Annotated in this window: 20 protein-coding genes; 13 read left to right on the forward strand and 7 right to left on the reverse strand. The window is 72.7% G+C overall.

What is annotated here, in order from left to right; genetic code table 11:
• Nucleotides 1-13: 13 nt before the first annotated feature.
• The 4 genes from RBH18_RS14855 to fdh form a co-directional block, all read right to left on the reverse strand.
• Nucleotides 14-361: an SDR family oxidoreductase gene (locus RBH18_RS14855; protein WP_306207990.1), complete on the reverse strand. Its 348-nt coding sequence runs from the start codon at nt 359-361 to the stop codon at nt 14-16.
• Between the two features lie 89 nt (nt 362-450).
• A complete protein-coding gene (gene nrfD, locus RBH18_RS14860) occupies nt 451-1518 on the reverse strand; it encodes an NrfD/PsrC family molybdoenzyme membrane anchor subunit (protein ID WP_372338917.1) in 1068 nt (355 codons plus the stop codon).
• Nucleotides 1515-2642, reverse strand: a complete 1128-nt coding sequence (locus RBH18_RS14865) for a 4Fe-4S dicluster domain-containing protein (protein WP_306207992.1) — start codon at nt 2640-2642, stop codon at nt 1515-1517. Before RBH18_RS14865 ends, nrfD begins: the two co-directional genes overlap by 4 nt.
• The gene (fdh, locus tag RBH18_RS14870) at nt 2642-5935 is read right to left on the reverse strand and encodes a formate dehydrogenase (protein WP_306207994.1); all 3294 of its coding nucleotides are present in this window, start codon (nt 5933-5935) and stop codon (nt 2642-2644) included. Before fdh ends, RBH18_RS14865 begins: the two co-directional genes overlap by 1 nt.
• A 73-nt stretch (nt 5936-6008) precedes the next feature.
• Between fdh and RBH18_RS14875 the strand changes: the two genes are divergently transcribed.
• Together RBH18_RS14875 and RBH18_RS14880 are read left to right on the forward strand one after the other, a co-directional pair.
• Nucleotides 6009-7010: a permease gene (locus RBH18_RS14875; protein WP_306207995.1), complete on the forward strand. Its 1002-nt coding sequence runs from the start codon at nt 6009-6011 to the stop codon at nt 7008-7010.
• Between the two features lie 87 nt (nt 7011-7097).
• The gene (locus RBH18_RS14880; RefSeq protein WP_306207997.1) at nt 7098-7934 is read left to right on the forward strand and encodes an MEDS domain-containing protein; all 837 of its coding nucleotides are present in this window, start codon (nt 7098-7100) and stop codon (nt 7932-7934) included.
• A gap of 1 nt (nt 7935) precedes the next feature.
• On the opposite strand, the gene RBH18_RS14885 is transcribed toward RBH18_RS14880, so the two are convergent.
• Both RBH18_RS14885 and RBH18_RS14890 read right to left on the reverse strand, forming a co-directional pair.
• The gene (locus RBH18_RS14885; protein ID WP_306207999.1) at nt 7936-9177 is read right to left on the reverse strand and encodes an erythromycin esterase family protein; all 1242 of its coding nucleotides are present in this window, start codon (nt 9175-9177) and stop codon (nt 7936-7938) included.
• 100 nt (nt 9178-9277) lie between these two features.
• Nucleotides 9278-10087 carry an NUDIX domain-containing protein gene (locus tag RBH18_RS14890; protein ID WP_306208001.1) on the reverse strand — a complete coding sequence of 270 codons (810 nt, stop codon included), beginning with the start codon at nt 10085-10087 and terminating at the stop codon, nt 9278-9280.
• Between the two features lie 27 nt (nt 10088-10114).
• Here RBH18_RS14890 and RBH18_RS14895 point away from each other — a divergent pair, with 27 nt between their 5' ends.
• Nucleotides 10115-10576: a GNAT family N-acetyltransferase gene (locus RBH18_RS14895; protein WP_306208003.1), complete on the forward strand. Its 462-nt coding sequence runs from the start codon at nt 10115-10117 to the stop codon at nt 10574-10576.
• A 12-nt stretch (nt 10577-10588) separates the two neighbouring features.
• Here RBH18_RS14895 and RBH18_RS14900 read toward each other — a convergent pair whose 3' ends face one another.
• Nucleotides 10589-12364: a SpoIIE family protein phosphatase gene (locus RBH18_RS14900; RefSeq protein ID WP_306208005.1), complete on the reverse strand. Its 1776-nt coding sequence runs from the start codon at nt 12362-12364 to the stop codon at nt 10589-10591.
• Nucleotides 12365-13011: 647 nt separating this feature from the next.
• On the opposite strand from RBH18_RS14900, the gene RBH18_RS14905 reads away from it, so the two are divergent.
• From RBH18_RS14905 to RBH18_RS14950, 10 genes are all read left to right on the forward strand, one after another.
• Nucleotides 13012-13815 carry an ABC transporter ATP-binding protein gene (locus RBH18_RS14905; RefSeq protein ID WP_306208007.1) on the forward strand — a complete coding sequence of 268 codons (804 nt, stop codon included), beginning with the start codon at nt 13012-13014 and terminating at the stop codon, nt 13813-13815.
• A gap of 16 nt (nt 13816-13831) precedes the next feature.
• Nucleotides 13832-14665, forward strand: a complete 834-nt coding sequence (locus RBH18_RS14910) for an ABC transporter permease (RefSeq protein ID WP_306208009.1) — start codon at nt 13832-13834, stop codon at nt 14663-14665.
• 76 nt (nt 14666-14741) lie between these two features.
• A complete protein-coding gene (locus tag RBH18_RS14915) occupies nt 14742-15839 on the forward strand; it encodes an ABC transporter substrate-binding protein (protein ID WP_306208011.1) in 1098 nt (365 codons plus the stop codon).
• 81 nt (nt 15840-15920) lie between these two features.
• Nucleotides 15921-17024 (forward strand): ABC transporter substrate-binding protein, encoded by a 1104-nt coding sequence (locus RBH18_RS14920; protein WP_306208013.1) that lies wholly within the window; start codon nt 15921-15923, stop codon nt 17022-17024.
• Nucleotides 17025-17085: 61 nt separating this feature from the next.
• The gene (locus RBH18_RS14925) at nt 17086-18120 is read left to right on the forward strand and encodes an LLM class flavin-dependent oxidoreductase (protein ID WP_306208015.1); all 1035 of its coding nucleotides are present in this window, start codon (nt 17086-17088) and stop codon (nt 18118-18120) included.
• A complete protein-coding gene (locus RBH18_RS14930; protein ID WP_306208017.1) occupies nt 18117-18743 on the forward strand; it encodes a cysteine hydrolase family protein in 627 nt (208 codons plus the stop codon). The genes RBH18_RS14925 and RBH18_RS14930 overlap by 4 nt, the downstream gene beginning before the upstream one ends.
• A gap of 85 nt (nt 18744-18828) precedes the next feature.
• The gene (locus RBH18_RS14935) at nt 18829-20163 is read left to right on the forward strand and encodes an NtaA/DmoA family FMN-dependent monooxygenase (protein ID WP_306208019.1); all 1335 of its coding nucleotides are present in this window, start codon (nt 18829-18831) and stop codon (nt 20161-20163) included.
• A 1-nt stretch (nt 20164) separates the two neighbouring features.
• A complete protein-coding gene (locus RBH18_RS14940; RefSeq protein WP_306208021.1) occupies nt 20165-21361 on the forward strand; it encodes an MFS transporter in 1197 nt (398 codons plus the stop codon).
• A complete protein-coding gene (locus tag RBH18_RS14945; protein WP_306208023.1) occupies nt 21358-21822 on the forward strand; it encodes a hypothetical protein in 465 nt (154 codons plus the stop codon). Before RBH18_RS14940 ends, RBH18_RS14945 begins: the two co-directional genes overlap by 4 nt.
• Nucleotides 21819-22319, forward strand: a complete 501-nt coding sequence (locus RBH18_RS14950; protein WP_306208025.1) for an NADPH-dependent FMN reductase — start codon at nt 21819-21821, stop codon at nt 22317-22319. The genes RBH18_RS14945 and RBH18_RS14950 overlap by 4 nt, the downstream gene beginning before the upstream one ends.
• Nucleotides 22320-22371 lie beyond the last annotated feature (52 nt).

Here is a 22371-nt window from a genome sequence, read left to right on the forward strand (position 1 = left end):
CCTGACCGGCTCGTCACTGGATGACGGGGAGCTCGCCGCCGTCGACGACCAGGGTCGCCCCGGTGACCCACTGGGCCCGGTCCGATACGAGGTAGGCGACGGCCTCGCCGACGTCGCGCGGGTCCCCGATCCGGCCCAGTGGGATGCCCGCCGTGACATCGGCGAGCGAGATGCCGGCCGCGTCGGCGAGGTGCCGGCGGATCGGGTCGGCGCCCGGGGAGAACACGTTGCCGGGGATGACCGTGGTGACGCGGATGCCGGCCGGGCCGAGCTCGGCGGCGAGCGCCTTGCCATAGGTGTTGAGGGCGGCCTTGGCGGCGCCGTAGTGGGCCATCGGCGCGGCCGCGGCGAAGGACCGCACCAGCCGCGACCACCTCACCCGGGGCTGACCGGGGTCAGGCGCCGGGAGCGAGCGGACCCGCCGGAGGAAGAGTCCGGACCTGACCGGGGTCAGGCCCCGGGAGCGAGCGGGCCCGCGGGAGGAGGGGTGTCGACGGGGGTTTCCTTGGGGGCGTCGGCCGGGCCTCGGGCGGCCAGGCGCTCGCGCTGCGGGATCACCGTGTACTTCGGGTCGCGGGCGGAGGCGAGGCCGGCCTCGAAGACGCCGAAGCGGGTCGCGACCGAGCCGGCCAGCAGGGCGAGGCCGGACAGGACCGACACGGTTCGGCTGCGGCGGCCGAGGAGGGCGCCCACGCCGCCGGCGGCGGTGAGGAGGCGGGCGGCCTTCATCAGGGTGCCCGCCTTGCCCTGGTGGAAGGGCTCGCTGACCAGGCCGTAGGCGTTTTCGACGCGGTGGCCGGCGGCGAGTTCGAGGGCGGCGCCGGCGACGGCGAGGCGGCGGGCGGGGGCGGTCTCGGCGGTCGGGGCGGCGATGAGGCCGACGGCGGCGCCGCTGGCGAGGGCGCTGCCGGCGAAGAGGAAGGGCAGGTCGGGGTAGGGCTCGTGCCAGCTCGGGGTGGCCGTGTCGGCGAGCAGGACCGCCGTGTAGGTGGCCAGGGCCGGCGCCGTGGCCGCGGCCGCGTATCCGCCGGCGGTGCCCAGCGGGGTGAGGAGCCGGCGGAGCGACTCGGGGAGCATGGGGGCCGCCTCGGCGACGCCCGCGACGCCGGCGCCCGCGGCGAAGGCGCTGAAGATCCAGGTGCCCATGGACATGGGGGACGTCGGCTTGGCGACGCGGAGCATGTTGATGAAGCGCTCCGGGCGGCCGAGGTCGTTGATCAGGAAGTAGCCGCTGGCGGCCACGGCGCCCAGCGCGGTCACGCGGCCGGCGCGGCGCAGGGCCGGGCGGCCGGTGGCGGCTCCGCCCGCGGCGAGCAGGGACGAGCCCGCGGCGAGGCCGCCGGTGAACAGGTACGCCGGGATGTCGTGGTGCCACGGCGCCGGCTTGACGACCGGGCGGCCGTAGTAGGAGCGGAAGTCGGCGGGCGGCACCATCGAGCGGTCGCCGCGCCGCCGCGACGAGGTGGCTCCCCCGTCGCGACGGCGGGAGGACTGGCGCCGGTCCGGGACGGTGCTCATGAACGGCTCCCGAGGAACGAGACGACCGCGGTGGCGGCCATGGCGAGGGCGGCCAGGCCGGCGCGCTTGTACATGGCGGGCAGGTCGCGGGTGGTGACGATCGGGTCGGGCGGGAGGCCGTAGACCTCGGGCTCGTCGAGGAGCAGGAAGAACGCCCCGTCGCCGCCGACGCCGTCGCCCGGGTCGTTGCCGTACAGCCGGGCCTCGGTCACCCCCTGCTCCTGCAGGGTGGCGACGCGGCGCGCGGCGCGCTCGCGGAGCTCGTCCAGCTCGCCGTACTGGATGGACTCGGTCGGGCACGCCTTGGCGCAGGCGGGGGTGAGGCCGTCGCCGATGCGGTCGTAGCAGAGGGTGCACTTCCACGCGCGGCCGTCGTCCTGGCGGCGGTCGATGACCCCGTACGGGCACGCGGGCACGCAGTAGCCGCACCCGTTGCAGATGTCGGACTGCACGACCACCGTGCCGAACTCGGTGCGGAACAGCGCGCCGGTCGGGCACACGTCCAGGCAGCCCGCGTGCGTGCAGTGCTTGCACACGTTGGACATCATCAGCCAGCGGAAGTCCTCGCGCGGCGCCTCGGACGTGCGCCCCGGAAGATCCGAGCCGGGCATGCCCAGGAACTGCGAGTTGTCCAGCACCGAGGCGGTGGTGGCCGCCGCCGCGAGCGCGTCGAAGGCCGGGCCCACCCCGGGCTCCGTACCCGTGTCGGGAACGGTCTGGGAGGCCACCGCCGCGGCATGCGCACTGGCCGGCGGGCCGGAGGGGAGGCCGGCGAAGGCACCTGGCGTGGTGGTGGCCTGCCCCGACGCGCCGGACGAGCAGCCGCAGCCGCCGCCCGGCGAGCCCGAGCCGCAGCCGCCGGACGACGGGCGGCCCGGCTGCTCGATGAAGGCGACGTGCCGCCAGCTGTTCGCGGTGAGGCCGCCCGTGTTGTCGTACGACTGGCCGAGCAGGTCGAACCCGTCGTCCGGGACCGCGTTCCACTCCTTGCACGCGACCTCGCACGCCTTGCACCCGATGCAGACGCTCGTGTCGGTGAAGAAGCCCATCCGCGGCGGCGCGTCGACGTATCCCGCGTCGGGCGCCGGGTCCAGCGGCCCGTAGAAGCTGTTCGGCCCGGCCACTAGCTTTCCTCACCCTCGGCGGCGCCCGACGCGTCCAAGGTCGCCTGATCCACGGTCGTCATCGGCTGCTTGTGGTCCGGCGCGAGGCCGGCCCGGTCGCGGAAGCTCTGCACATAGGCGGTCAGCTCCGCACCGGTCGGCCGGCGCCCCGCCCGGACGTCGCAGGTGCCGACCTTGCTCTCCTGGATGAGCACGTTCGGGTCCAGGGTGATGCCGATGAGGTCGTTGGCCGGGTCCCCGGTGACCAGGCCCTCGTGTCCCCAGTGGTAGGGCAGCCACACCTGGTGCACGATCCTGTCCTCGATGCGCAGCGGCCGCATCCGGTCGGTCACCATCACCCGTGCCTCGATCGCCGACCGCGCGGTCACGATCGTCGCCCAGCCCAGGTGCTCCAGGCCACGCTCCGCCGCGAGCGCCGGCGACACCTCGACGAACATCTCCGGCTGCAGCTCCGACAGGTACGCGAGCTGCCGGCTCATGCCCCCGGCGGTGTGATGCTCGGTGAGGCGGCTGGTGCTGAAGACGTACGGGTAGACCTCGCTGTGCTGCTCGGGCGGGCTCGGGTTGGTCAGGTTGTCCGAGCGGTCGTAGACCTTCCGCGTCGGGTTGGCCTGCTGGTCGTAGAGCGGGTTGCGCACCCCCGACTCGGCGGGCTCGTAGTGCGTCGGCATCGGGCCGTCGATCAGCCCGCTGGGCGCGTAGAGCCAGCCCTTGCCGTCGCCCTGCATGATGAACGCGTCGTCACCGGAGATCGCCTCGACGCCCGACGCGCCCTCCGGCGGCCGGTAGGACGGCGGCTTGGTCTTCTCGAAGTCGGGCACGTCGTAGCCGGTCCACTCGCCGGCCTCCTCGTCCCACCACACGTACTTCTTCTTCTCCGACCACGGCCTGCCCTCGGGGTCGGCCGACGCGCGGTTGTAGAGGGTGCGCCGGTCGGCGGGCCACGCCCAGCCCCACTCGCGGGCCACCCAGTCCTGCTCGGTGCGCGGCTTGCGGCGGGCGGCCTGGTTCACGCCGTCCTTGTAGACGCCGGTGTAGATCCAGCAGCCGCCGCTCGTCGACCCGTCCGGCTTCATCTCCGTGAACGACGACAGCAGCCTGCCGGTCGCCAGGTCGTAGCCGTTGATCTCCTGGAGCACCAGCTCGCCGGAGGGCTCCTCCGTCTCGCCCTCGGGCAGGTAGTCCCAGGTGAGGTTGAGCAGGCCCTGGTCGCGCGGCAGCGTCGACTGCGCGAGGCGCTCCTTCATGATCCGGCCCAGGTGGTAGAAGAACCACAGCTCGGAGCGGCAGTCGCCGGCCGGCTCGACGGCCTTCTCCCGCCACTGCAGCATGCGCTGCGTCTGGGTGAACGTGCCCTCCTTCTCCACATGCGAGGCCGCGGGCATGAAGAACACCTCGGTCTTGCACGTGGCGGGGTCGATCTCCCCGGTGGCGACCTCCGGGCCGTCCTTCCAGAACGTCGCGCTCTCGATCAGGAACAGGTCGCGGACCACGAGCCAGTCCAGGTTGGCCATGCCCAGGCGCTGGGCGCGGCCGTGCGCCGAGCCGACCGCCGGGTTCTGGCCGAGCAGGAAGTAGCCCTTGATCTTCCCGTCGATCATGTCGAGGACCTGCCGGTACGTGCCGTGGTCTCCGGTCAGCCGCGGCAACCACCCGTAGCCGAAGTCGTTGTCCTTCGTCGCGGCGTCGCCGAAGTACGCCTTGAGCAGGCTCGCCGCGTACGCCTCGGCGTTGGCCCAGAAGCCCTTCTGCCCCGGGTGCCGGATCGAGTCGATCCACTTCGAGTACGTCTCGTGCTGCTCGTGGTGCGGCATCGGCAGGTAGCCGGGCAGCAGGTTGAACAGCGTCGGGATGTCCGTGGAGCCCTGGATGCTGGCGTGCCCGCGCAGCGCCATCACGCCGCCGCCCGGCCGGCCCATGTTGCCCAGCAGCAGCTGGATGATCGCGCCGGCCCGGATGTACTGCACGCCGACGCTGTGCTGGGTCCAGCCCACCGAGTAGACCAGCGCGGTCGTCTTCTCCCGGCCCGAGTTGCTCGTCCACGCCTCGCAGACCTCCAGGAACTTGTCCTGGGGCACGCCGCAGAGGCGCTCGACGACCTCGGGCGTGTAGCGGGCGTAGTGCCGCTTGAGCACCTGGTAGACGCAGCGCGGGTCCTGCAGCGTGTCGTCACGCGGCACGTCCGCGGGGATCGGCGGGCCGTGCGACTCCTGCTCGAGGCCCGAGGCGGTCTCCCGGTCGACGTGCGAGGCGCCCTCCTCCTGGCCCTCCTCGCCCTGGCCGGCGTACTGCCAGGTGCTCTGGTCGTACGCCTTGAGCTCGTCGTCGTAGCCGGAGAACAGCCCGTCGAGGTCCTCGGTGTCCTGGAAGCCCTCGTGCACGAGCATCGCCGCGTTGGTGTACGCGAGCACGTACTCCCGGAAGTCCTTCTCGTTGCCGAGGATGTAGTTGATGACGCCGCCCAGGAAGGCGATGTCGGCACCGGCCCGCACGGGCACGTAGGTGTGCGCGAGCGCGCTGGTCCGCGTGAACCGCGGGTCGATGTGGATGACCTTGGCGCCCCGCTTCTTGGCCTCCACGACGTACTGGAAGCCGACCGGGTGCGCCTCGGCCATGTTCGAGCCCTGGATCACGATGCAGTCGGCGTACTCCAGGTCCTGGAGGAAGTTGGTGGCCCCGCCGCGGCCGAACGAGGTCCCCAGACCGGGGACGGTGGCGGAGTGTCAAATACGCGCCTGGTTCTCGATCTGAATGGCGCCCATCGCGGTGAAGAGCTTCTTGATGACGTAGTTCTCTTCGTTGTCCAGCGTGGCGCCGCCCAGGCTCGAGATGCCCAGCGTGCGGTTGAGCGGACGCCCGTCGGCGTCGACGTCCTCCCAGGTCTCCTCGCGCGCGGCGAGCACCCGGTCCGCGATCATCTCCATCGCGGTGTCGAGGTCGAGCTCTTCCCAATCCTTGCCGTACGGCCGGCGGTAGAGCACCTTGCGCTGCCGGCGGTCGCTGGTGACCAGGCTCTTGCTGGCCGAGCCCTTGGGACACAAGCGGCCCTTGGAGATCGGGCTGTCCGGGTCGCCCTCGATCTGGACGACCTCGCCGTCCTTCACGAACACCCGCTGGCCACAGCCGACCGCGCAGTAGGGACACACCGACTTCGCCACGGAGTCGGCGGTCTCGGTGCGCGCGGTCAGCGACTTCGACCGGGCGGACTGCGCCGCGGCACCCCGGCCCAGCGGGTCGGTGCCGGTCAGCTGCCGGTAGACCGGCCAGCCCTCGATCCACGTCTTGACGCCCACGAGATCAACATACGCCCTCCCGTACGCCCCCGCACGGCGAGCGGCCCCGCGGTGCCGCTGTTACGGTCGCCCGGTGCTTCGTTCCCGTACGACCGCGGTGTCCGGTTTCCTGATCTTCGCCGTCATCGCCGTGGCCGTGCTGCTGTGGGCGAAGTGGCTGCCCTACCAGGCCCGGGCCGTCGAGCTCGGCGGCAGCCACGAGTGGACGGGCAGCGGCATCCTCGGCGTGGGCGGCGTCGAGCCCGGCGACCCGCCGTCGTGGTCCGCGGCGACCAGCTTCACGGGGGCGTACACGAAGGCGGTCTGGAAGGCCCTCGTCGCCGCCCTGCTGATCAGCGTGGCGGTGCAGGCGCTCGTGCCCCGCGCCTGGCTGCTGCGGGTGCTCTCCCGGCGCTCGCGCGTGGGCAGTGCGATGGCCGGCGGGCTGGCGGCCACGCCGTCCATGATGTGCGCGTGCTGCTCGGCGCCGGTCGCCGTCACGCTGCGGCGCACTGGCGTGCCGGTCTCGGCCGTCGTCGCGTACTGGCTGGGCAATCCCCTGCTCAACCCGGCGGTCCTGATCTTCCTCTTCCTGGTCGCCCCGTGGCAGTGGGGCGCCACCCGCCTGCTCGTCGGCGCGCTGGTCGTGATCGCCGGCGCCGCCCTGGTCGACCGGTTCGTCCCGGGCACCGCGACGCCCCCGCCGCCGCCCGAAGGCCGGCGCGGGTGGCTGCCGCTGCTGCTGATCGTCCCCGAGTACCTGGTGGTCGTCATGCTGGTCGGGGCGTTCCGCGGCTGGCTGTTCCCGCTGAGCGCCGCGTCGGCGGGCGTCCTGGCCGTGCTGGCCGCGGCGGTCGTGGGGACGGCCATGGTGATCCCGACGGCGGGCGAGATCCCGATCGTCCAGGGTCTCGCGCTGGCCGGGCTGTCCCTGGGCGCGGCCGGCGCGCTGCTGATCACCCTTCCCGCGGTCAGCATCCCGGGCGCCGTGCTGGTCGTTCGCACCCTCGGCTGGAAGGTGACCGCCGCGACGGCCGGCGTCGTGGTCGCGGGCGGGCTGGCCGGGGGCGCGGTGCTGGCGCTGCTCACCCCATAGGGTGTCTGTGCCGCCGATCACGGTCCGGGCTGCGTAATCTACGGCCATGCCGCCGCTCGGGCGGGGATCACGCTCGGGGGACGACGCATGGACGCTTCGCCGCTCGGCCGGCTTCGGCCCGGGGACCACGTCTGCTGGACGCACGCCGACGACGACGAGCAGCGCCGGGTCGCCGCGGCCCACGTCCGGGCCGGCCTGCGCGACCATCACAAGATCCTGTGGTTCACCGGTCCGGCCGGGCGCGACGCGGCCCTCGCCGGCCTCGCCGCGGACGGCATCGACGTGGCGGAGCACGTGACCACCGGCCGCCTCCGGGTCGCCGCCGCGGCCGCCGCCCACCTGAGCCGCGGCCACTTCGACCCCGAGCGGACCTGCGAGCGCTGGGCGGCGGCGATGCGCCAGGCCCGCCGCGAGGGGTACGCCGGCCTGCGCGTCCTGGGCGACATGAGCTGGGCGGCCGGCCCGGTCCCCGGCGCCGACCGGGTCGGCTGGTTCGAGCGCCGCCTCAACCGCCTGGTCGCCGACGGCTTCGGCATGGCGATCTGCCTCTACGACCGGCGCCGCTGCCCCGGCGACCTGCTGGCCGACGTCTCCCGCGCACACCCGGCCACCGTCACGGCCCGCGGCCCGGAGCACGAGCCCCGGCTGCGCATGGCCCGGACGCCGGCCGTCCTGCGGCTCACCGGCGAGGCGGACCTGTCCAACCGCGACGCCCTGGCCGCCCTGCTGCGGCACCTGATCGAGGACGCCGGACCGGTCACGATCGACCTGGCCGGGCTGCGCTTCGCCGACGCGTCCGCGTGCGAGCTCATCGTGGACACCGGGCGTACGGCCGGCGGGCGCCTGCGCACCACGGGCGCCCGCCCGCAGATCCACCGCCTCCTCACCCTGGTGGGCGCGGGCCTGGTCCCCGGCCTGCTCTGAATCACACGCCCGACGGGTACGTCTCCAGCTCGTGGGTGTCCACCCTGGCGGGGTGCAGCGGGCGCACCGCGGTCGTCTCGTCGAACCACAGGAACGCGTCGTAGCGCTTCCCCAGCACCGTCGGCACGTAGTTGCCCCAGCGCTCCCGCTCGGGCCGGTAGACGACGCCGATCGCGCGGTGGGCGACCTCCTCGGTCAGGTCCTCCGGCAGCAGGAACAGCGCCCGCGGCGGCGCCGTGGCGTGCAGGACGTCCTCGAGCGAGCCGGGGCGGGCGGGCGGCACGCCCATGACCTCCATCGGGTCGCCCCAGCGCGGCGCGGCGACGACGGTGCCGCGGTGGGTGCCCATGCCGACCAGGAGCACCTGTCCGGGACCGTAGCGCTGCCGGGCCAGCTCGCCGATCGTCACCTCGCCGTGCGCCGCCTGATCGGTGGCCCGGGAGTCGCCGACGTGGGTGTTGTGCGCCCACACCACGGCCTTCGACCCGGGCCCGTGGTGGTCGAGCAGCCGGGCGAGGGTGTCGTCCATGTGGTGGTCCCGCACGTTCCACGCCCGGGGACCGCCCTGGACCATGGCCCGGTAGTAGCTCTCGGCGCCCGCCACGATCTCGGCGTTCTGCCGGACCCCGAGGTCGCCGGCGGTCCGCATGCTGGTCAGCAGCTCGACGACCGCGGGCTCGCAGCTCGCGCCGACGAAGCGGGTCGCCCACGCGTACGCCTGCGGGTCCTCGGCGAAGGGCTCGAAGCACTTGTACGCGGCGAGCGCCTCCCCGACCGCCGCCGGGTCGTGCTCCCGCAGGTAGACCAGGATCGCCCGCATCGACTCCCACAGCGAATAGACGTCGAGGCCGTGGAAGCCGGCCGATGCCGTCCGGTTCCAGTCGCGCAGCCACCGGGCGAAGTCCACGCACTCCTCGTTCGCCCACATCCAGGTGGGCCACCGGTCGTACGCGTGCAGAGCCTCCCGCGGATCCGCCGGCGCCCCGGGCAGCCCGCGCACGGCGGCATCCACCCGCGCACAGTCCGGCCAGTCCCCCTCGACGGCGACGAACGAGAACCCGAGCTCCTCGATCAGCCGCCGCGTGACCAGCGCCCGCCACCGATAGAACTCGTGCGTGCCGTGGCTGGCCTCCCCCAGCATGACCACCCGGCAGCCCGCCGCCCGCTCGACCAGCCGGTCCAGATCCCCGGCCCCGGTCAGCGGCACGGCCAGCGACGCGATCCCGTCACCGTAGCGCGACATCCCCGGCGCGTACCCGCTCGCCCCCGTCCCATACGTCGGATTTTTCCGCCGCCGGAACTGGTACGCCCCGCGCACGCGCGTCGTCGAGCAGAGCACCGGGTCAGGGGGTGAAGAGCTCCAGCGTCGCGGGGAGCTGGCTGTGCAGGGGCGACGGGAGGTCCTCCGGCGTGAACCAGCCCAGCTCGTCGAACTTGTGCGGCTCGCCGATCGCCACCGCGGCCGGGTCGACGGTCGCGGCGAAGACCAGGGCGACCCAGTGGGAGCCGGGGCGCAGGACATTGCGGACGCCCAGCAGGCGGATGTCGTGCGGGGTGGCGGCGTACTCCTCGGTGACCTCGCGGGTGACCGCCTGCTCGAAGGTCTCGCCGAACTCGAGGGCGCCGGCCCCCGTGTCCCAGGCGCCCGGCTCGTCGCGTGCGCCGGGCGAGCGGCGGGCGAGCAGGATCTTGCCGGCGCCGTCGTGGCACACGAACACGCACGACACCTGGGGCCCGGCCGGCAGCAGGCGGGGCAGCAGCCGGGGCAGGAGGCGGGCGGTGGTCGCCGCCAGGTCGCGGTCCCAGACCTCGTCCCGGGGTACGAACACCATCGCCCGCCCCTCCCCGAGCACCACGTCCTCCTGCGTCGCGTCCGTCACCGCCCCGAAGGCGTGGAACGTGACGTCGTGCGGGAAGCCGTGCTCGTACGGGCGGGGGCCGCTCCACAGGGGACGCAGCTCGCCTGCCGTCAGCCCGGTCTCCTCGCGCAGCTCCCGGTGCGCCGCCTCGAGCGGGGTCTCGCCCGCCTCGATGCGCCCGCCGGGCAGGCTCCACTTCTCCGGTGCCGTGGGCGCGTGCTCGTCGCGGTGTTGCAGCAGCACCGCGCCGTCGCCGTTGACGAGCACCACGAGCGACACCTCGTACGAAGCCATGCCGTGATCGTTCCATACCCTGCAGTCATGCTGCTCCGCCCCGCCACGCCGGCCGACCTGCCCGGGCTGCTCGCCGTCCAGGAGGAGGGCGCCCTGGCGGGGTTCGCCCACATCTTCCCGCCGGCCGAGTACCCGTATCCGCGTGCCGAGCTCCGCGCCGCGTGGGAGGCCGAACTCGCCGATCCGGCCGTCGACGTGCTCGTCACCGCGGAGGAGATCCGCGGCTTCGCGGCGCTGCGCGGCAACGAGCTCCTGCACTTCGGCACGGCGGTCCCGGCGTGGGGCACCGGCCTGGCGGCCGAGCTGCACGACCAGCTGCTCCCCCGCCTCGCCGCGGCCGGGATGCCGTACGCCACGCTGCAAGTCATGCGCGAGAACCACCGCGCCCGCCGCTTCTACGAGCGCCGCGGCTGGCGCGCCACCGGCCGGGTCACCCGCGAGCCCTTCCCGCCCCACCCGGACCTGCTCGAGTACCGCCGCCCGCTCTGACGGCCCGCCCGGCTACCCGCCGGCCCGCGGCGAGCGCAGGAAGCCGCGCAGGTCGCGGGTCTCGTCCGTGATCGGCCGCAGGGCGAGCAGGCAGGTGTCGTCGGCGGGGTTGGCGCGGCGCAGGCGGCCCAGCAGCTCCTGCAGGGGGCGCCGGGGATCGGCGGCGACCGCCTCGTCCATGGTGCGGCGAACCTCGGCGAGGCCGTCGTCCGGGCCGCGGTGGCGGTGCTCGACCAGGCCGTCGGTGTAGCAGAGCAGGACGTCGCCGAGGCGCAGGTCGAGGACCGCGGCCTCGTAGCGGGCGTCGTCGAGGACGCCGAGGATGGGGCCGGACGGGCGGGGCAGCGGGGCCGTGCGCCCGGCGCGGTGCAGCAGGGGCGGCGGGTGGCCGGCCTGGGCCCAGACCAGCCGCCGGCGGGCGGGATCGTAGCGGGCGACCACGGCCGTGGCGGTGGTCTCCGGGAGCTCGCTCTCGGCGGCCAGGTCGGCCACCAGGCGGTTGAGGCGGGTGAGCAGCTCGGCGGGATCGCCGGTGGTGACCGCCAGGGCGCGCAGGGAGTGGCGCAGCTGGGCCATCATCGTGGCGGCCGGGGTGCCGTGGCCGGCCACGTCGCCCACGGCCAGCAGCACCGAGCCGTCGCGCTGGGCGGCCGCGTGGTACCAGTCGCCGCCGACCAGGTCGTCGCGGGCGGCGGGCAGGTAGCGGACGGCGACCTTGAGCCCGGGCAGCGGCAGGGGCTCCTCGGGGATCGGCAGGATCACCTGCCGCAGCCGGGTGGCGACCTCGTGCTCGGCCGCGGCGGAGCGGCGCTGCTCGGCGAGCTGGCGTTCGACCTCGGCGAGGCGCAGGGCGGCGGTCTCGCGGGCGGTGACGTCCTGGACGATGCCGAAGAGGCGCAGGGGCTTGCCGGCGGTGTCGCGGAGGGCGTCGATGACCGCGTGCACGTGCTTGATCTGATCGCCGACGCGGATGCGGACGGTCATGTCGATCTGCTCGCCGCGGGCGAACGCCTCGGTGACCGCGGCGTGCAACGGGCGGTCCTCGGGGACGATGAGTGCCTCCGACTCCGCGTGCGGCATCGGGCCCAGGGCAGGGTCGCGCCCGTAGATCCGGTAGAGCTGCGCCGACCACCGGATGTCGCCGCTGACCAGGTCCCATTCGCCCCAGCCGAGGTTGCCGAGGCGCTCGGTGGCGGCGATGCGGGCGTCCTCGGCCGGGGCGACGTCGAGGCGGTCCCAGGTGGCCAGCAGCGCCGCGCCCAGCCGGTGCGCCCGGATCGTGTAGCGGCCCTCGCGCGAGGTGAACGGGCCGGTCTCGGCCGGCTCCCCGGTGCGCAGCACGCGGTCGAAGAGCCGCCAGCGCGCGCCGTCGAGCTCCTCGGGGAACTGGGCGGCCAGCCGGCGGCCGATCAGCTCGCGGCTCAGGGTGCCGTCGGAGGCGATCGCGCCGGGCGTGGTGGCGGCGTACTCCAGGTCGACGAGGCGGCCGCTCGCGTCGCGTACCGGAAGGAGCAGGGCCGCGTTGCCGGGCAGCGCGTCGAGGACGGCCTGGACCAGCGCCGGCCAGGGCTCCGAGCGGCGCAGCTGGACGGCGTCGGGTGGCGGCGGCACCGGGAGCCGCAGCGCGGGGCCGCCGGTGGCCTCGGGCGGGTCGAGCAGGGCGATCACGTCGCGGGCGACGTCGGCGAGCAGGCGGCCCTCGTCGGCGGCCATCTGCAGCAGGTGCCGGTGGGCCTCGATCAGGCGGCACCGCGTGCGCCCGGCGAGCAGCCCGACCGCCCGGTCCACGACCGCCCCGCCCCCGGGCCGGGCGCCGGAGCTCACCAAGCCGCCCGCAAGGGGTACCGCCGGAGCGAGTCCTCCCGATGAATGCCACCCACTCAATGCCGACCTGCCTTCCCCGTCAGGTCTCCTGATTACGCCAGCGGCGGCGTCACCGTCATCACCCGAACGCCCGGTCAGGGGCCTGCGGCCGGGATTGTCACCCGATCGGGGCCACGACCGCCGGAGTGGCCGAGCGTGGGGATATGCTCACCCTCGGCACATTGATGCCCGTACGATGTGACGGGCGCAACAATATGGCGCCGGCCCACCGACCTGCACCGTTACGGCGCAATAGGTAACGATTGAATCACAGCCGACCTGCGCCGAATGCTTCCCGTTGCCGCCACGACGTCCGATCCGTCCCCCTGGCGAAGCGCCTATGAGCAGGTCACAGGGCTTCGAGCGGGTTCGATGCCGAGCCGGTCACCATTCCCCGCGTTAACGGACGGGAAACTTCGCTTACTTGCGCCGGAATCATCGCCTCCCTAGGTTCCTCTCAGCTTGAGTCCCGCGAAGCCATTCCTCGTATTCGCCTCGCATTCCTCGGCTCCATCGACGCTACCCGTCCACTTGGAGACCGCCATGCCCGCACGCGTTCAGGGCCCGCTCGCATGAGCGTCGCCACGGCAACGTCCATTCAGGTCACCGGTGCCCGCCGGGTGTACCCGTCCGGCGCGGGCGGCGAACTGGTCGCGCTGAACGACGTGGACCTGAGCGTCCGGGCGGGCAGCTTCGTCAGCGTCATCGGCCCCAGCGGCTGCGGCAAGTCCACGCTGCTGCGGCTGGTCGCGGGTCTCGAGGACCCGGAGCGCGGCGAGGTGCGGGTCTGCGGCGTGAGCCCGCACGAGGCGGCCGCGGCCAAGATGCTCGGCCTGGTGCCGCAGACGCCGGCCCTGCTGCCCTGGCTGACGGTGCTCAAGAACGTCAAGCTGCCCGCGAAGGTCAACCGGGCCGCCTCCCGCAAGCGCGCCGGCGTGCCCGGGCCCTCCATGGAGGAGCTGCTGCGCAAGGCGGGCCTGCAGGACGCCATGCACAAGCTGCCGAGCCAGCTCTCCGGCGGCATGCAGCAGCGCGCCGCGATCGTGCGGGCCTTCGCGCTGCGGCCCGACGTGCTGCTGATGGACGAGCCCTTCTCCGCGCTCGACGAGTTCACCCGCGAGAGCCTGCAGGAGCAGCTCCTCGACCTCTGGGACGAGCTGCAGGCGACCGTCCTGTTCGTCACGCACTCGGTCACCGAGGCGGTCCGGCTCTCCGACCGCATCGTGGTGATGGCGCCGCGGCCCGGCCGCATCACCGAGGTGATCGACGTGGACCTCCCCCGGCCGCGCGGCTCGGCGCTGCTCAAGACGGCCGAGTTCCACCACTACGAGGACCTGGTCCGCGACGCCCTGCGCGGCGCGTTCCACGGGTCCTGAGCACGCAGGAGGACCCGTGGCCGAGCAAGAAGTGATCATGCCCCTGCCCGCGGCCCGCCGCCGGCTGCGCCGCCCCAGCCTGGAGTTCCTGCACCCGCGGATGTGGCTCCCGCTGGTGCTGATGCTGGTCCTGCTGGGCTTCCTCTGGCAGTGGGGCGCCCACAAGCTGCCCTACCTGCTGCCGCCGCTCGAGGACATCGGCACCACCCTCCACGAGGACGCCGACTACTACCTCGACAGCGCCTGGGCGACCCTGAAGGAGGCGCTCGGCGGCCTGGGGCTCGGCCTCGTGTGCGCCTTCGTGCTTGCCATCGTTGTCAGCGAGTTCCCGCTGGCCCGGCGCGCGATCATGCCCGTGGCGGTCATCCTCAACGTGACCCCGCTCGTGGCGATCGCCCCGGCGCTGGTGGTCGCCTTCGGCTTCGGCATGCTGCCCAAGCTCATCGTCACCGGGCTGATCTGCTTCTTCCCCATCCTCATCAACACGTCGATGGGCCTGCGGACCGTGCCGCAGCCGGTGCTGCAGGTCTACCGGACGGTCAACGCCTCCCGGCTCGAGACCCTGTGGTACATCCGGATCCCGAGCGCGATGCCGTACCTGTTCGCCGCGCTGCGCATCGTCTTCCCGCTCTCGATCGTCGGTGCCGTCGTCGCCGAGCTGTCCGCGGCCGGCTCCTCGAAGGGCCTGGGCACGGCGATCAGCCTCGCCTCCTCGATGAACCGGCTCGCCGCGGTCTGGGCCTCCATCGCGATCCTCGCGGTGCTCGGCTCCCTGCTGCTGCTCGTGGTGACCCTGCTGGAGCGCCGCGTCCTGCACTGGCACGAGACCCGCCAGGGTTCCGGCCGCTGATCCCTGAACTCCGCCGGTCGTCCGCCTCGGACGGCCGGTTTGCCCTGCCCGGAGAAAAATCACCAGGAGTGACGACATGAGAACCGGAATCCGAACAACTCTGGCTGTCGCCGCGGCGGCCACGCTGCTCGGCTCCGTCGCCGCGTGCGGCTCGTCGGACGACGACGCGTCGGCGTCCCCGAGCGCGTCGAGCGGCTCGGCCATCTCGGCCGAGCGCTGTGCGAAGAACAAGGCCGCCGGCGAGATCACGTACCTGTCCGGCTACCAGTGGCAGGCCTCGGCCTCCATCCTGGAGTACGCCGCGGCGGACAAGCTCGGCTACTTCAAGGACCTGTGCCTGAACGTCAAGCTGCAGCCGGGCACCGGTGACACGGCGCAGAACACCAAGCTGCTCGCCTCGGGCAAGGTGACCTTCAGCCCGGTCAGCCAGCAGGACATCCTGTCGGCGAACGCCAACGGCATCAAGGTGCAGGGCATCTCGTCCTACTCCAACGTCGGCCTCGAGGTCCTCATGACCATGCCCGACGTCACCGACCTCAAGCAGCTCAACGGCACCACGCTGGGCCAGAAGGGCGCCATGCCGGTCGGCGTGCAGGCCATGCTCGTGCAGGCCGGCGCGGACTTCAAGAGCATCAAGCAGGTCGTCGTCGGCTACGACCCGTCGATCCTGCCCCGCGGCCAGGTCAAGTCGCTGACCGGCTTCATCTCCAACGAGCCCAACCAGCTCAAGGCGCAGGGCAAGGACGTCAAGGTCTGGCGCCCGTACGACTACAAGGTCCCGGGCTCGCTCGGCGCCATGGCCGTCAACCCCGACTTCGCCACCAAGAACCCAACCGCGGTCGAGGACGTGCTCCGGGCGCAGCTGCACGCGTTCGAGTACTGCGAGACGCACGCGGCGGAGTGCGTCAAGGCCGCCGCCGACCTGACCGGCGCCGGCTACGACGAGAAGTCCAACGAGGGCATCTGGACCACCGAGGTCGACGTGATCCGCAGCAGCGTCCCGGCCGGCACCCCGCTGGGCAGCGTCGACAGCGCCAACGTGTCCTCGCTCGTCACGATGCTCAACCAGTACACCGGCACGAAGATCGTCGACGCGGACGCGCAGGCGGAGTTCGCGCCCCAGTACATCAAGAACATCTACACCGGCGACAAGTTGATCTGGCCCGCCCCGTAATCGCGTACCAGGGCACAGAACGACCTTTTTGACCCGAGCGCCGGCCACCCGTACCGGCCTGAATGCACCAGAGGCGAAACGATGAGAAACCGGATCCGTACCACGCTGGCCGTAGCAGCGAGCGCCGTCCTGGCGGTCACCGCGAGTGCCTGCTCGTCGGACGACAGCAAGCCCTCGGCCGAGCGTTCCCCCGGAGCCCTGATCTCGGCGGATCGGTGCGAGCAGAACAAGGCCGCCGGGGAGATCGTCTACCTCTCCGGCTACGGGTGGCAGGCCTCGGCCTCCATCCTCGAGTACGCCGCGGCCAAGAAGCTGGGCTACTTCGAGGACCTGTGCCTGAACGTCTCGCTGGAGCCCGGCACCGGCGACGTCGCACAGAACACCAACCTGATGGCCGCCGGGCACGTCACCTTCAGCCCGGTGAGCCAGCAGGACATCCTCACCGCCAACGCCAACGGCATCCACATCCAGGGCATCTCGTCGTACTCGAACTCGGGTCTCGAGATTCTCATGACCAACCCGGACATCAAGAGCCTCAAGCAGCTCGACGGCACCAAGCTGGGCCAGAAGGGCGCCATGCCGGTCGCCGTGCAGGCGATGATGATCAAGGAGGGCGTCGACTTCGACTCGGTCCAGCAGACCGTCGTCGGCTACGACCCCTCGATCCTGCCCCAGGGCCAGGTCGACTCGCTGACCGGCTTCATCTCCAACGAGCCCAACCAGCTCAAGGCCGCCGGCAAGAAGGTCACCGTCTGGCGCCCCTCCGACTACCAGGTGCCCAGCTCGCTGGGTTCGATGGCGGTCGACCCCGAGTTCGCCGCCGAGCACCCGACCGCGGTCGAGGACGTGCTCCGCGCGGCCCTGCACGCCTACGAGTACTGCGAGGCCAACGCCGCCGAGTGCGTGAAGTACACGGCCGAGCTCGACGGCGGCAGCCAGGGCTACCCCTACGACCAGCAGGCCAACGTCGGCATCTGGCAGACCGAGGCCCAGGTGGTCAAGGAGACTCGGAAGGCCGGCACGCCGCTCGGCACGATCGACCTGGACAACGTGCACGCTCTCGCGGACATGCTGAACAAGTACACCGTGACCCAGATCAGCGCCGACGACGAGCGTACCGAGTTCGCGCCGCAGTTCATCGAGAACATCTACGACGGCGACAAGCTGATCTGGCCCGCCCCGTAAGAGGGTGGGGAGACCAGCGCACAGAAAGGAGCCGGACACTATGTCGGCCAAAGAATACGGAGTGTTCCTCCCGATCGGTAACGGCGGCTGGATGCTCTCCGAGACAGCACCCCACCCCGAGGCCACGTACGCGTACAACCGCAAGGTCGCGATCGACGCCGAGGCCATCGGGCTGGACTTCATCATGAGCATGGCGAAGTGGAAGGGCTTCGGCGGCAGCACCGACCACTGGGGTCAGACGCTGGAGTCGATGACCCTCATGTCGGCGCTCGCCGAGGCCACCTCCACGGTGAAGATCTGGGCGACCATGCACGCCAACATCCACCACCCGGCGATCGCGGCGAAGATGTTCACCACGCTGCAGGACGTCTCCGGCGGCCGGGCGGGCATGAACATCGTCAACGGCTCGTACGCGGCCGAGTTCGAGCAGATGGGCCTCTGGGACCCGGCGCTCTCGCACGGCGAGCGCTACCGGATGACCGAGGAGTGGACGCAGGCGGTCAGCCGCCTGTGGACCGAGGACAAGGTCACCATGAAGAGCGACTTCTTCACGCTCGACGAGTGCGAGTCGCGCCCGCACCCGGCGACCCGCCCCGCGATCATCAGCGCCGGCCGCTCGGAGTCCGGCCGCGACTTCCAGGCCCGGTACGCCGACGGCGCCTTCCTGTCCGCCGACAACCTCGAGCAGATGCGCGAGTTCTCGCGCGACGTCCACGAGCGCGCGATCAAGCACGGCCGCACGGTGAAGACGTACTCGATGCTCACCGTCGTCCTCGACGAGACCGACGCCGCGGCCGAGGCCAAGGCCGAGCGCTTCTCCGCGGGGCTCGACAAGGACGCGCTGTTCAACATGCGCACGTCGTGGGGCATCCCGGCCGAGACGGCGCGGGCGTGGGCCGAGGGCGCGAAGGGCACCGACGCGTTCCAGACCCCGTACGTGACCGGCGGCCCGGAGACCGTCATCGAGCACATCCAGAAGATCACGACCGAGGCGGAGCTCGACGGCCTCATGCTGATCTTCCCGGACTACCACGCGGACCTGCTCCCCTTCGGTGAGGCTGTGCTCCCCGCGCTCCGCGCCGCGGACCTGGCATGAGTGCCCAGCGCGACCGGCAGCTCGCGACGCTGCCGGGGCGTCCCGCCCTCATCGTGGTGGACGTGCAGCGCGACTTCGCCGAGCCCGAGCGGATCGCCGGCTACGACCCCGACCTGGGCGCCGTGGCCAAGGCCGTCGAGGGCACCGCGGAGGCCGTCCGGGCCGCCCGGGCCGCCGGCGTGCCGGTCATCTGGGTGGAGCTGGGCAGCGACCCGGCCCACCCGTGGCGGGCCAGCGACTGGTTCCAGGGCATCGAGCCCGCTGAGAACCCGTGCGTGGTGGGCACCGAGGGCGCCGAGTGGTACGGCGTCACCCCGGAGCCCGGCGAGACCCGCGTGGTCAAGCGGGGCTACAGCGGCTTCGTCGGCACTGACCTCGAGCAGAGGCTCATGGTCCTCGGCACCGGCTGGCTCGCCGTCTGCGGCCTGACCACCGAGTGCTGCGTGGCGGCCACCGTCGTGGACGCGTTCCAGCGCGACTACCCGGTGCTCGTGCCGCGCGACGCCGTCGCCGCGTACGACCCGGCCGTCAACGCCGCCGCGCTCACCCAGCTGGAGCTGACCGCGGCCGTGCTGACCGACAACGCCGAGCTGGCGGGCCTGTTCCAGGGGGCAACCGCATGATCGACTGCACCGAACTCCACCCACCGCAGGAGGCCGACGGCCGCGCCGGTGAGGGCCAGGAGAGCATGCGAACGGGGGACTCCGCATGACCGGCATGCATCTGGCGCTGGACCTGTCGTTCACGCACACCGAGGGCAAGTGGAACCGGGCCGGCTCCTGGGTCGGCCGGGACTTCCCGGACCACCGGATGTTCATGGAGCTGGCCGTCACCGCCGAGCGGGCCGGCATCGACATGCTCTTCTTCGGCGACGGCACGGGCATCCCGGACACCTGGCACGGCTCGATCGACGCCGCCGTCGAGTGGGGCATCCAGTGGCCGCGGCACGACATGAGCCCGGTCATCGCGGCCATGTCCACGGTCACCGAGCACATCGGCTTCGGCCTGACCTACTCGTCGACGTTCATGCACCCGTTCTACGTGGCCCGGCTGCTCAACAGCCTCGACCACGTGACCGGGGGCCGGATCGCCTTCAACGTGGTCACCTCCACCCGCAGCGCCGACGCCGCGAACTACGGCTTCGACAAGCTGATGGAGCACGACCAGCGCTACGAGCGCATGGAGGAGTTCGTCGACGTCTGCCGGGCCCTGTGGTCCTCGGTGGCGCCCGACGCGATCCTTCGCGACCGCGCGACGGGCCGGTTCGCCGACCCGGCGAAGGTGCACGCGATCGACCACCACGGCCGGTTCTTCGACGTCAAGGGCCCGCTGCCCAGCGTGCCCAGCCCGCAGGGCTCGCCCGTCCTCGTGCAGGCCGGGGCCTCCCCGCGCGGCATCGCGGCGTCGGCGCGCTTCGCGGACGTGGTGTTCGGCTTCGGCGCCAGCGTCGCCTCCCAGCAGCGCCACCGCGGGCTGCTCGACCAGGCGCTGCGCGACGAGGGCCGGGACCCGGGCTCGGTCGGCATCCTCTGGGCCACCCAGGTGATCGTCGGGCGGACCAAGGAGGAGGCCGCGGCCCGGCGCGACGAGGTGCTCAGCTTCTGGGGCGAGGAGGCGGTGGGGGCGTACCTGTCCCACAACGCCGGCATCGACTTCGGCAAGCTGCCCGCGTCGTTCCCGCTCGGCGAGCTCAAGCGGCAGGCGGCGCTGGCCCAGGCCTCCCCCGCCGGCCTCATCGGCACGCTCATCGCCGAGCACGGCGAGGACTACGAGATGAGCCGCACCGAGTTCTTCGAGCACGGCTGGAAGAGCGCGACCGGCATGGACCACACGCTCATCGGCGACCCCGCCACCGTCGCCGACGCGCTGCAGGAGAACTTCCAGGCGACCGGCGCCCGCGGCGGCTACATGCTGTCCAGCCCGCTGGGCATGCCGTCGGGCTACGACGACATCGCCGAGCTGCTCGCCCCGGAGCTGCGCCGGCGCGGGGCCCTCGCGCCGCGCTACCCCGGCCGGACCCTGCGCGAGAACCTGGCGGTCTAGGGTGCGCCGCCAGACCCTCCTGGTCTGTGCGCTCATCGCATCGGCCCAGATGACCTGGGGTGTGGTCGTCCCCGTCCTGCCGCTGCACCTCGACCGCTTCGGCATCGCCGCCACCCTGCTCGGCACCGTCGTCACCGCATTCGGCGTGGGCCGGGTGCTGGCGAACCTGCCCGCCGGGCTGGCGCTGCGGTGGCTGCCGGCTCGTACCTATCTGCGGGTCGTGCTCCTCGCCCTCGCCGCGGTGACCGCGCTGACCGGCGCGGCGCACTCGGCGGGCGCCCTGATCGGGCTCCGGCTCGTGGCGGGCGTGCTCGGCGGGGCGGCGGTGACCATCGGCTTCGCCGTGCTGGTGGCCGGTGCTCCGGCGGAGCGGCGCGGTGCGGTGATGGCGACCGCGACGGTGGTGCAGATGAGCGGGGCGGCGGCCGGCTCGGTGCTCGGCGGGGCCGTCGTCGGCCTGGTCGGCACCGGCGGGACGTTCGTCGTGGCGGCGCTGCCGGTGCTCGCGTGCCTGGTCTGGGACCTGATCAGCCCGGCCACCCACTACTGGGCGGCTCCGGCGCCGGCCGCGGGCGGACCCCCGCTGACGCTGCGCGGCTTCGGGCACACCCCGTTGCTGGTGGCGCTGTGCGGGGTGTCGTTCGCGACGTTCTTCGCCCGGTTCGCCGGCGAGCAGGGCCTGGTCCCGGTGATGGCGTACGACACGGGCGGGCTCACCCCGTTCACGCTCGGCCTCGCCACCGCCGCGGGCACGGTCGCCGGACTCGCCACGATGCCGCTGATCGGGCGGTGGATCGACCGGGGCGCGCGGGCGCGGCTGCTGATCCCCGCCGGGGTGGTGACGGCGGTCGCGCTCGTCGCGCTGCCGCTGCTGCACACCCCGATCGGGTACGCGGCCGCGATCGTCGCCTACTCCGTGGGCACCGGGGTCGTCGGGGTGCTGCCCGGGGTGATCACCGGGGACGCCTACCCCGCCGGGGCGGCCGGCGCCATCGTCGGACTGACCCGGACCGCCGGGGACCTGGGCGCCGCGGCGGGACCGGTGACGGTCTTCGCGGTGGCGAGCGGGGCGGGCACCCTCGTGGCCTGCACCGTCCTGGGCCTCCTGGTCGTCCTGGCCGTCGCGGGTCTGCTGGCGACGCTGCCGGCACGGGCCCGCACAGAGAAGCAACTCACAACGGAAGGAGCCACGCGATGACGACAATGACCTTGATCCATAGTATTGACCTCATGCCGGAACGCGGATGGCGCAGATTCGGACCCGAGAGCGTGGAGCGGGCGATGCTGCTCGCCCTGGGCCGGGCGCGGGGCATCGAGCTGCGCCCCAAGTCGATCGACCTGGGCGACGGCAGCCGCCTGGAGATCGAGGGAGCCGACGAGGACAACACCGTCCTCGTGCAGATCGTGGGCAACACGGGCACGTTCCGGTCCCAGCACCGCAACAAGGTCATGGCCGACATGTTCAAGCTGACCTGGCTGCGCGGGGCCTACTTCCCGCGGAGCCGGATCGTGCTGTGCGTCAGCGAGACCGCCGCCCAGGTCTTCACCCCCGCGGCCTGGAGCACCCGCGCCGCGCGCGACCTCGGCATCGAAGTCTGCCTCTACCACACCGACGGCACGATCACCACGATCGTCCACCCCGCGGGAGCGACCCGATGAAGACCACGATCCTGGTGGGCAACCCCAAGCCCCAGAGCCGCACCCTCGGTACGGCCACCGCCGTCGCGTCGTTCCTCGGCGCGGCCGACGGCGCCCTGGTCGTCGACCTGGCCGACCACGCCACGCGCCTGTTCGACTGGTCGGACGCGGAGCTGGCGGACCTCACCGCCCGGGTGGCGGCCAGCGACCTGCTCATCGTCGCCTCCCCGACGTACAAGGCGACCTACACCGGCATGCTCAAGGCCTTCCTCGACCGGTACGACACCGACGGCCTGCACGGCGTCGTCGCGGTGCCCGTCATGACCGGCGGCGGCGACCTGCACGCCCTGTCGATCGAGACCCACCTGCGCCCGCTGCTCGTCGAGCTCGGCGCGACCGTCCCCGCCCGCGGCCTCTACATGACCATGGCCAAGATGGCCGACCAGGACGCCGTCGTCGCCGAGTGGGGCGCGACCGCCGGCCCGCTGATCAAGGCGGCGGTGAGCGCGCGTGCGTGACATCCCCATCCCGAGCCGGGAGTTCCGGCGCGTGCTCGGCGGCTTCGCCTCC

The organism is Actinoplanes oryzae (assembly GCF_030757795.1).
In the GTDB taxonomy this organism is placed as follows: Bacteria; Actinomycetota; Actinomycetes; order Mycobacteriales; family Micromonosporaceae; genus Actinoplanes.

Coding starts and splice junctions, on each gene's coding strand:
- nrfD (WP_372338917.1), bottom strand. CDS start 1,518: ATGAGCACCGTCCCGGACCGGCGCCAGTCCTCCCGCCGTCGCGACGGG.
- RBH18_RS14880 (WP_306207997.1), top strand. CDS start 7,098: ATGGACGCTTCGCCGCTCGGCCGGCTTCGGCCCGGGGACCACGTCTGC.
- RBH18_RS14885 (WP_306207999.1), bottom strand. CDS start 9,177: ATGTCGCGCTACGGTGACGGGATCGCGTCGCTGGCCGTGCCGCTGACC.
- RBH18_RS14890 (WP_306208001.1), bottom strand. CDS start 10,087: ATGGCTTCGTACGAGGTGTCGCTCGTGGTGCTCGTCAACGGCGACGGC.
- RBH18_RS14895 (WP_306208003.1), top strand. CDS start 10,115: ATGCTGCTCCGCCCCGCCACGCCGGCCGACCTGCCCGGGCTGCTCGCC.
- RBH18_RS14905 (WP_306208007.1), top strand. CDS start 13,012: ATGAGCGTCGCCACGGCAACGTCCATTCAGGTCACCGGTGCCCGCCGG.
- RBH18_RS14915 (WP_306208011.1), top strand. CDS start 14,742: ATGAGAACCGGAATCCGAACAACTCTGGCTGTCGCCGCGGCGGCCACG.
- RBH18_RS14920 (WP_306208013.1), top strand. CDS start 15,921: ATGAGAAACCGGATCCGTACCACGCTGGCCGTAGCAGCGAGCGCCGTC.
- RBH18_RS14930 (WP_306208017.1), top strand. CDS start 18,117: ATGAGTGCCCAGCGCGACCGGCAGCTCGCGACGCTGCCGGGGCGTCCC.
- RBH18_RS14935 (WP_306208019.1), top strand. CDS start 18,829: ATGACCGGCATGCATCTGGCGCTGGACCTGTCGTTCACGCACACCGAG.
- RBH18_RS14945 (WP_306208023.1), top strand. CDS start 21,358: ATGACGACAATGACCTTGATCCATAGTATTGACCTCATGCCGGAACGC.
- RBH18_RS14950 (WP_306208025.1), top strand. CDS start 21,819: ATGAAGACCACGATCCTGGTGGGCAACCCCAAGCCCCAGAGCCGCACC.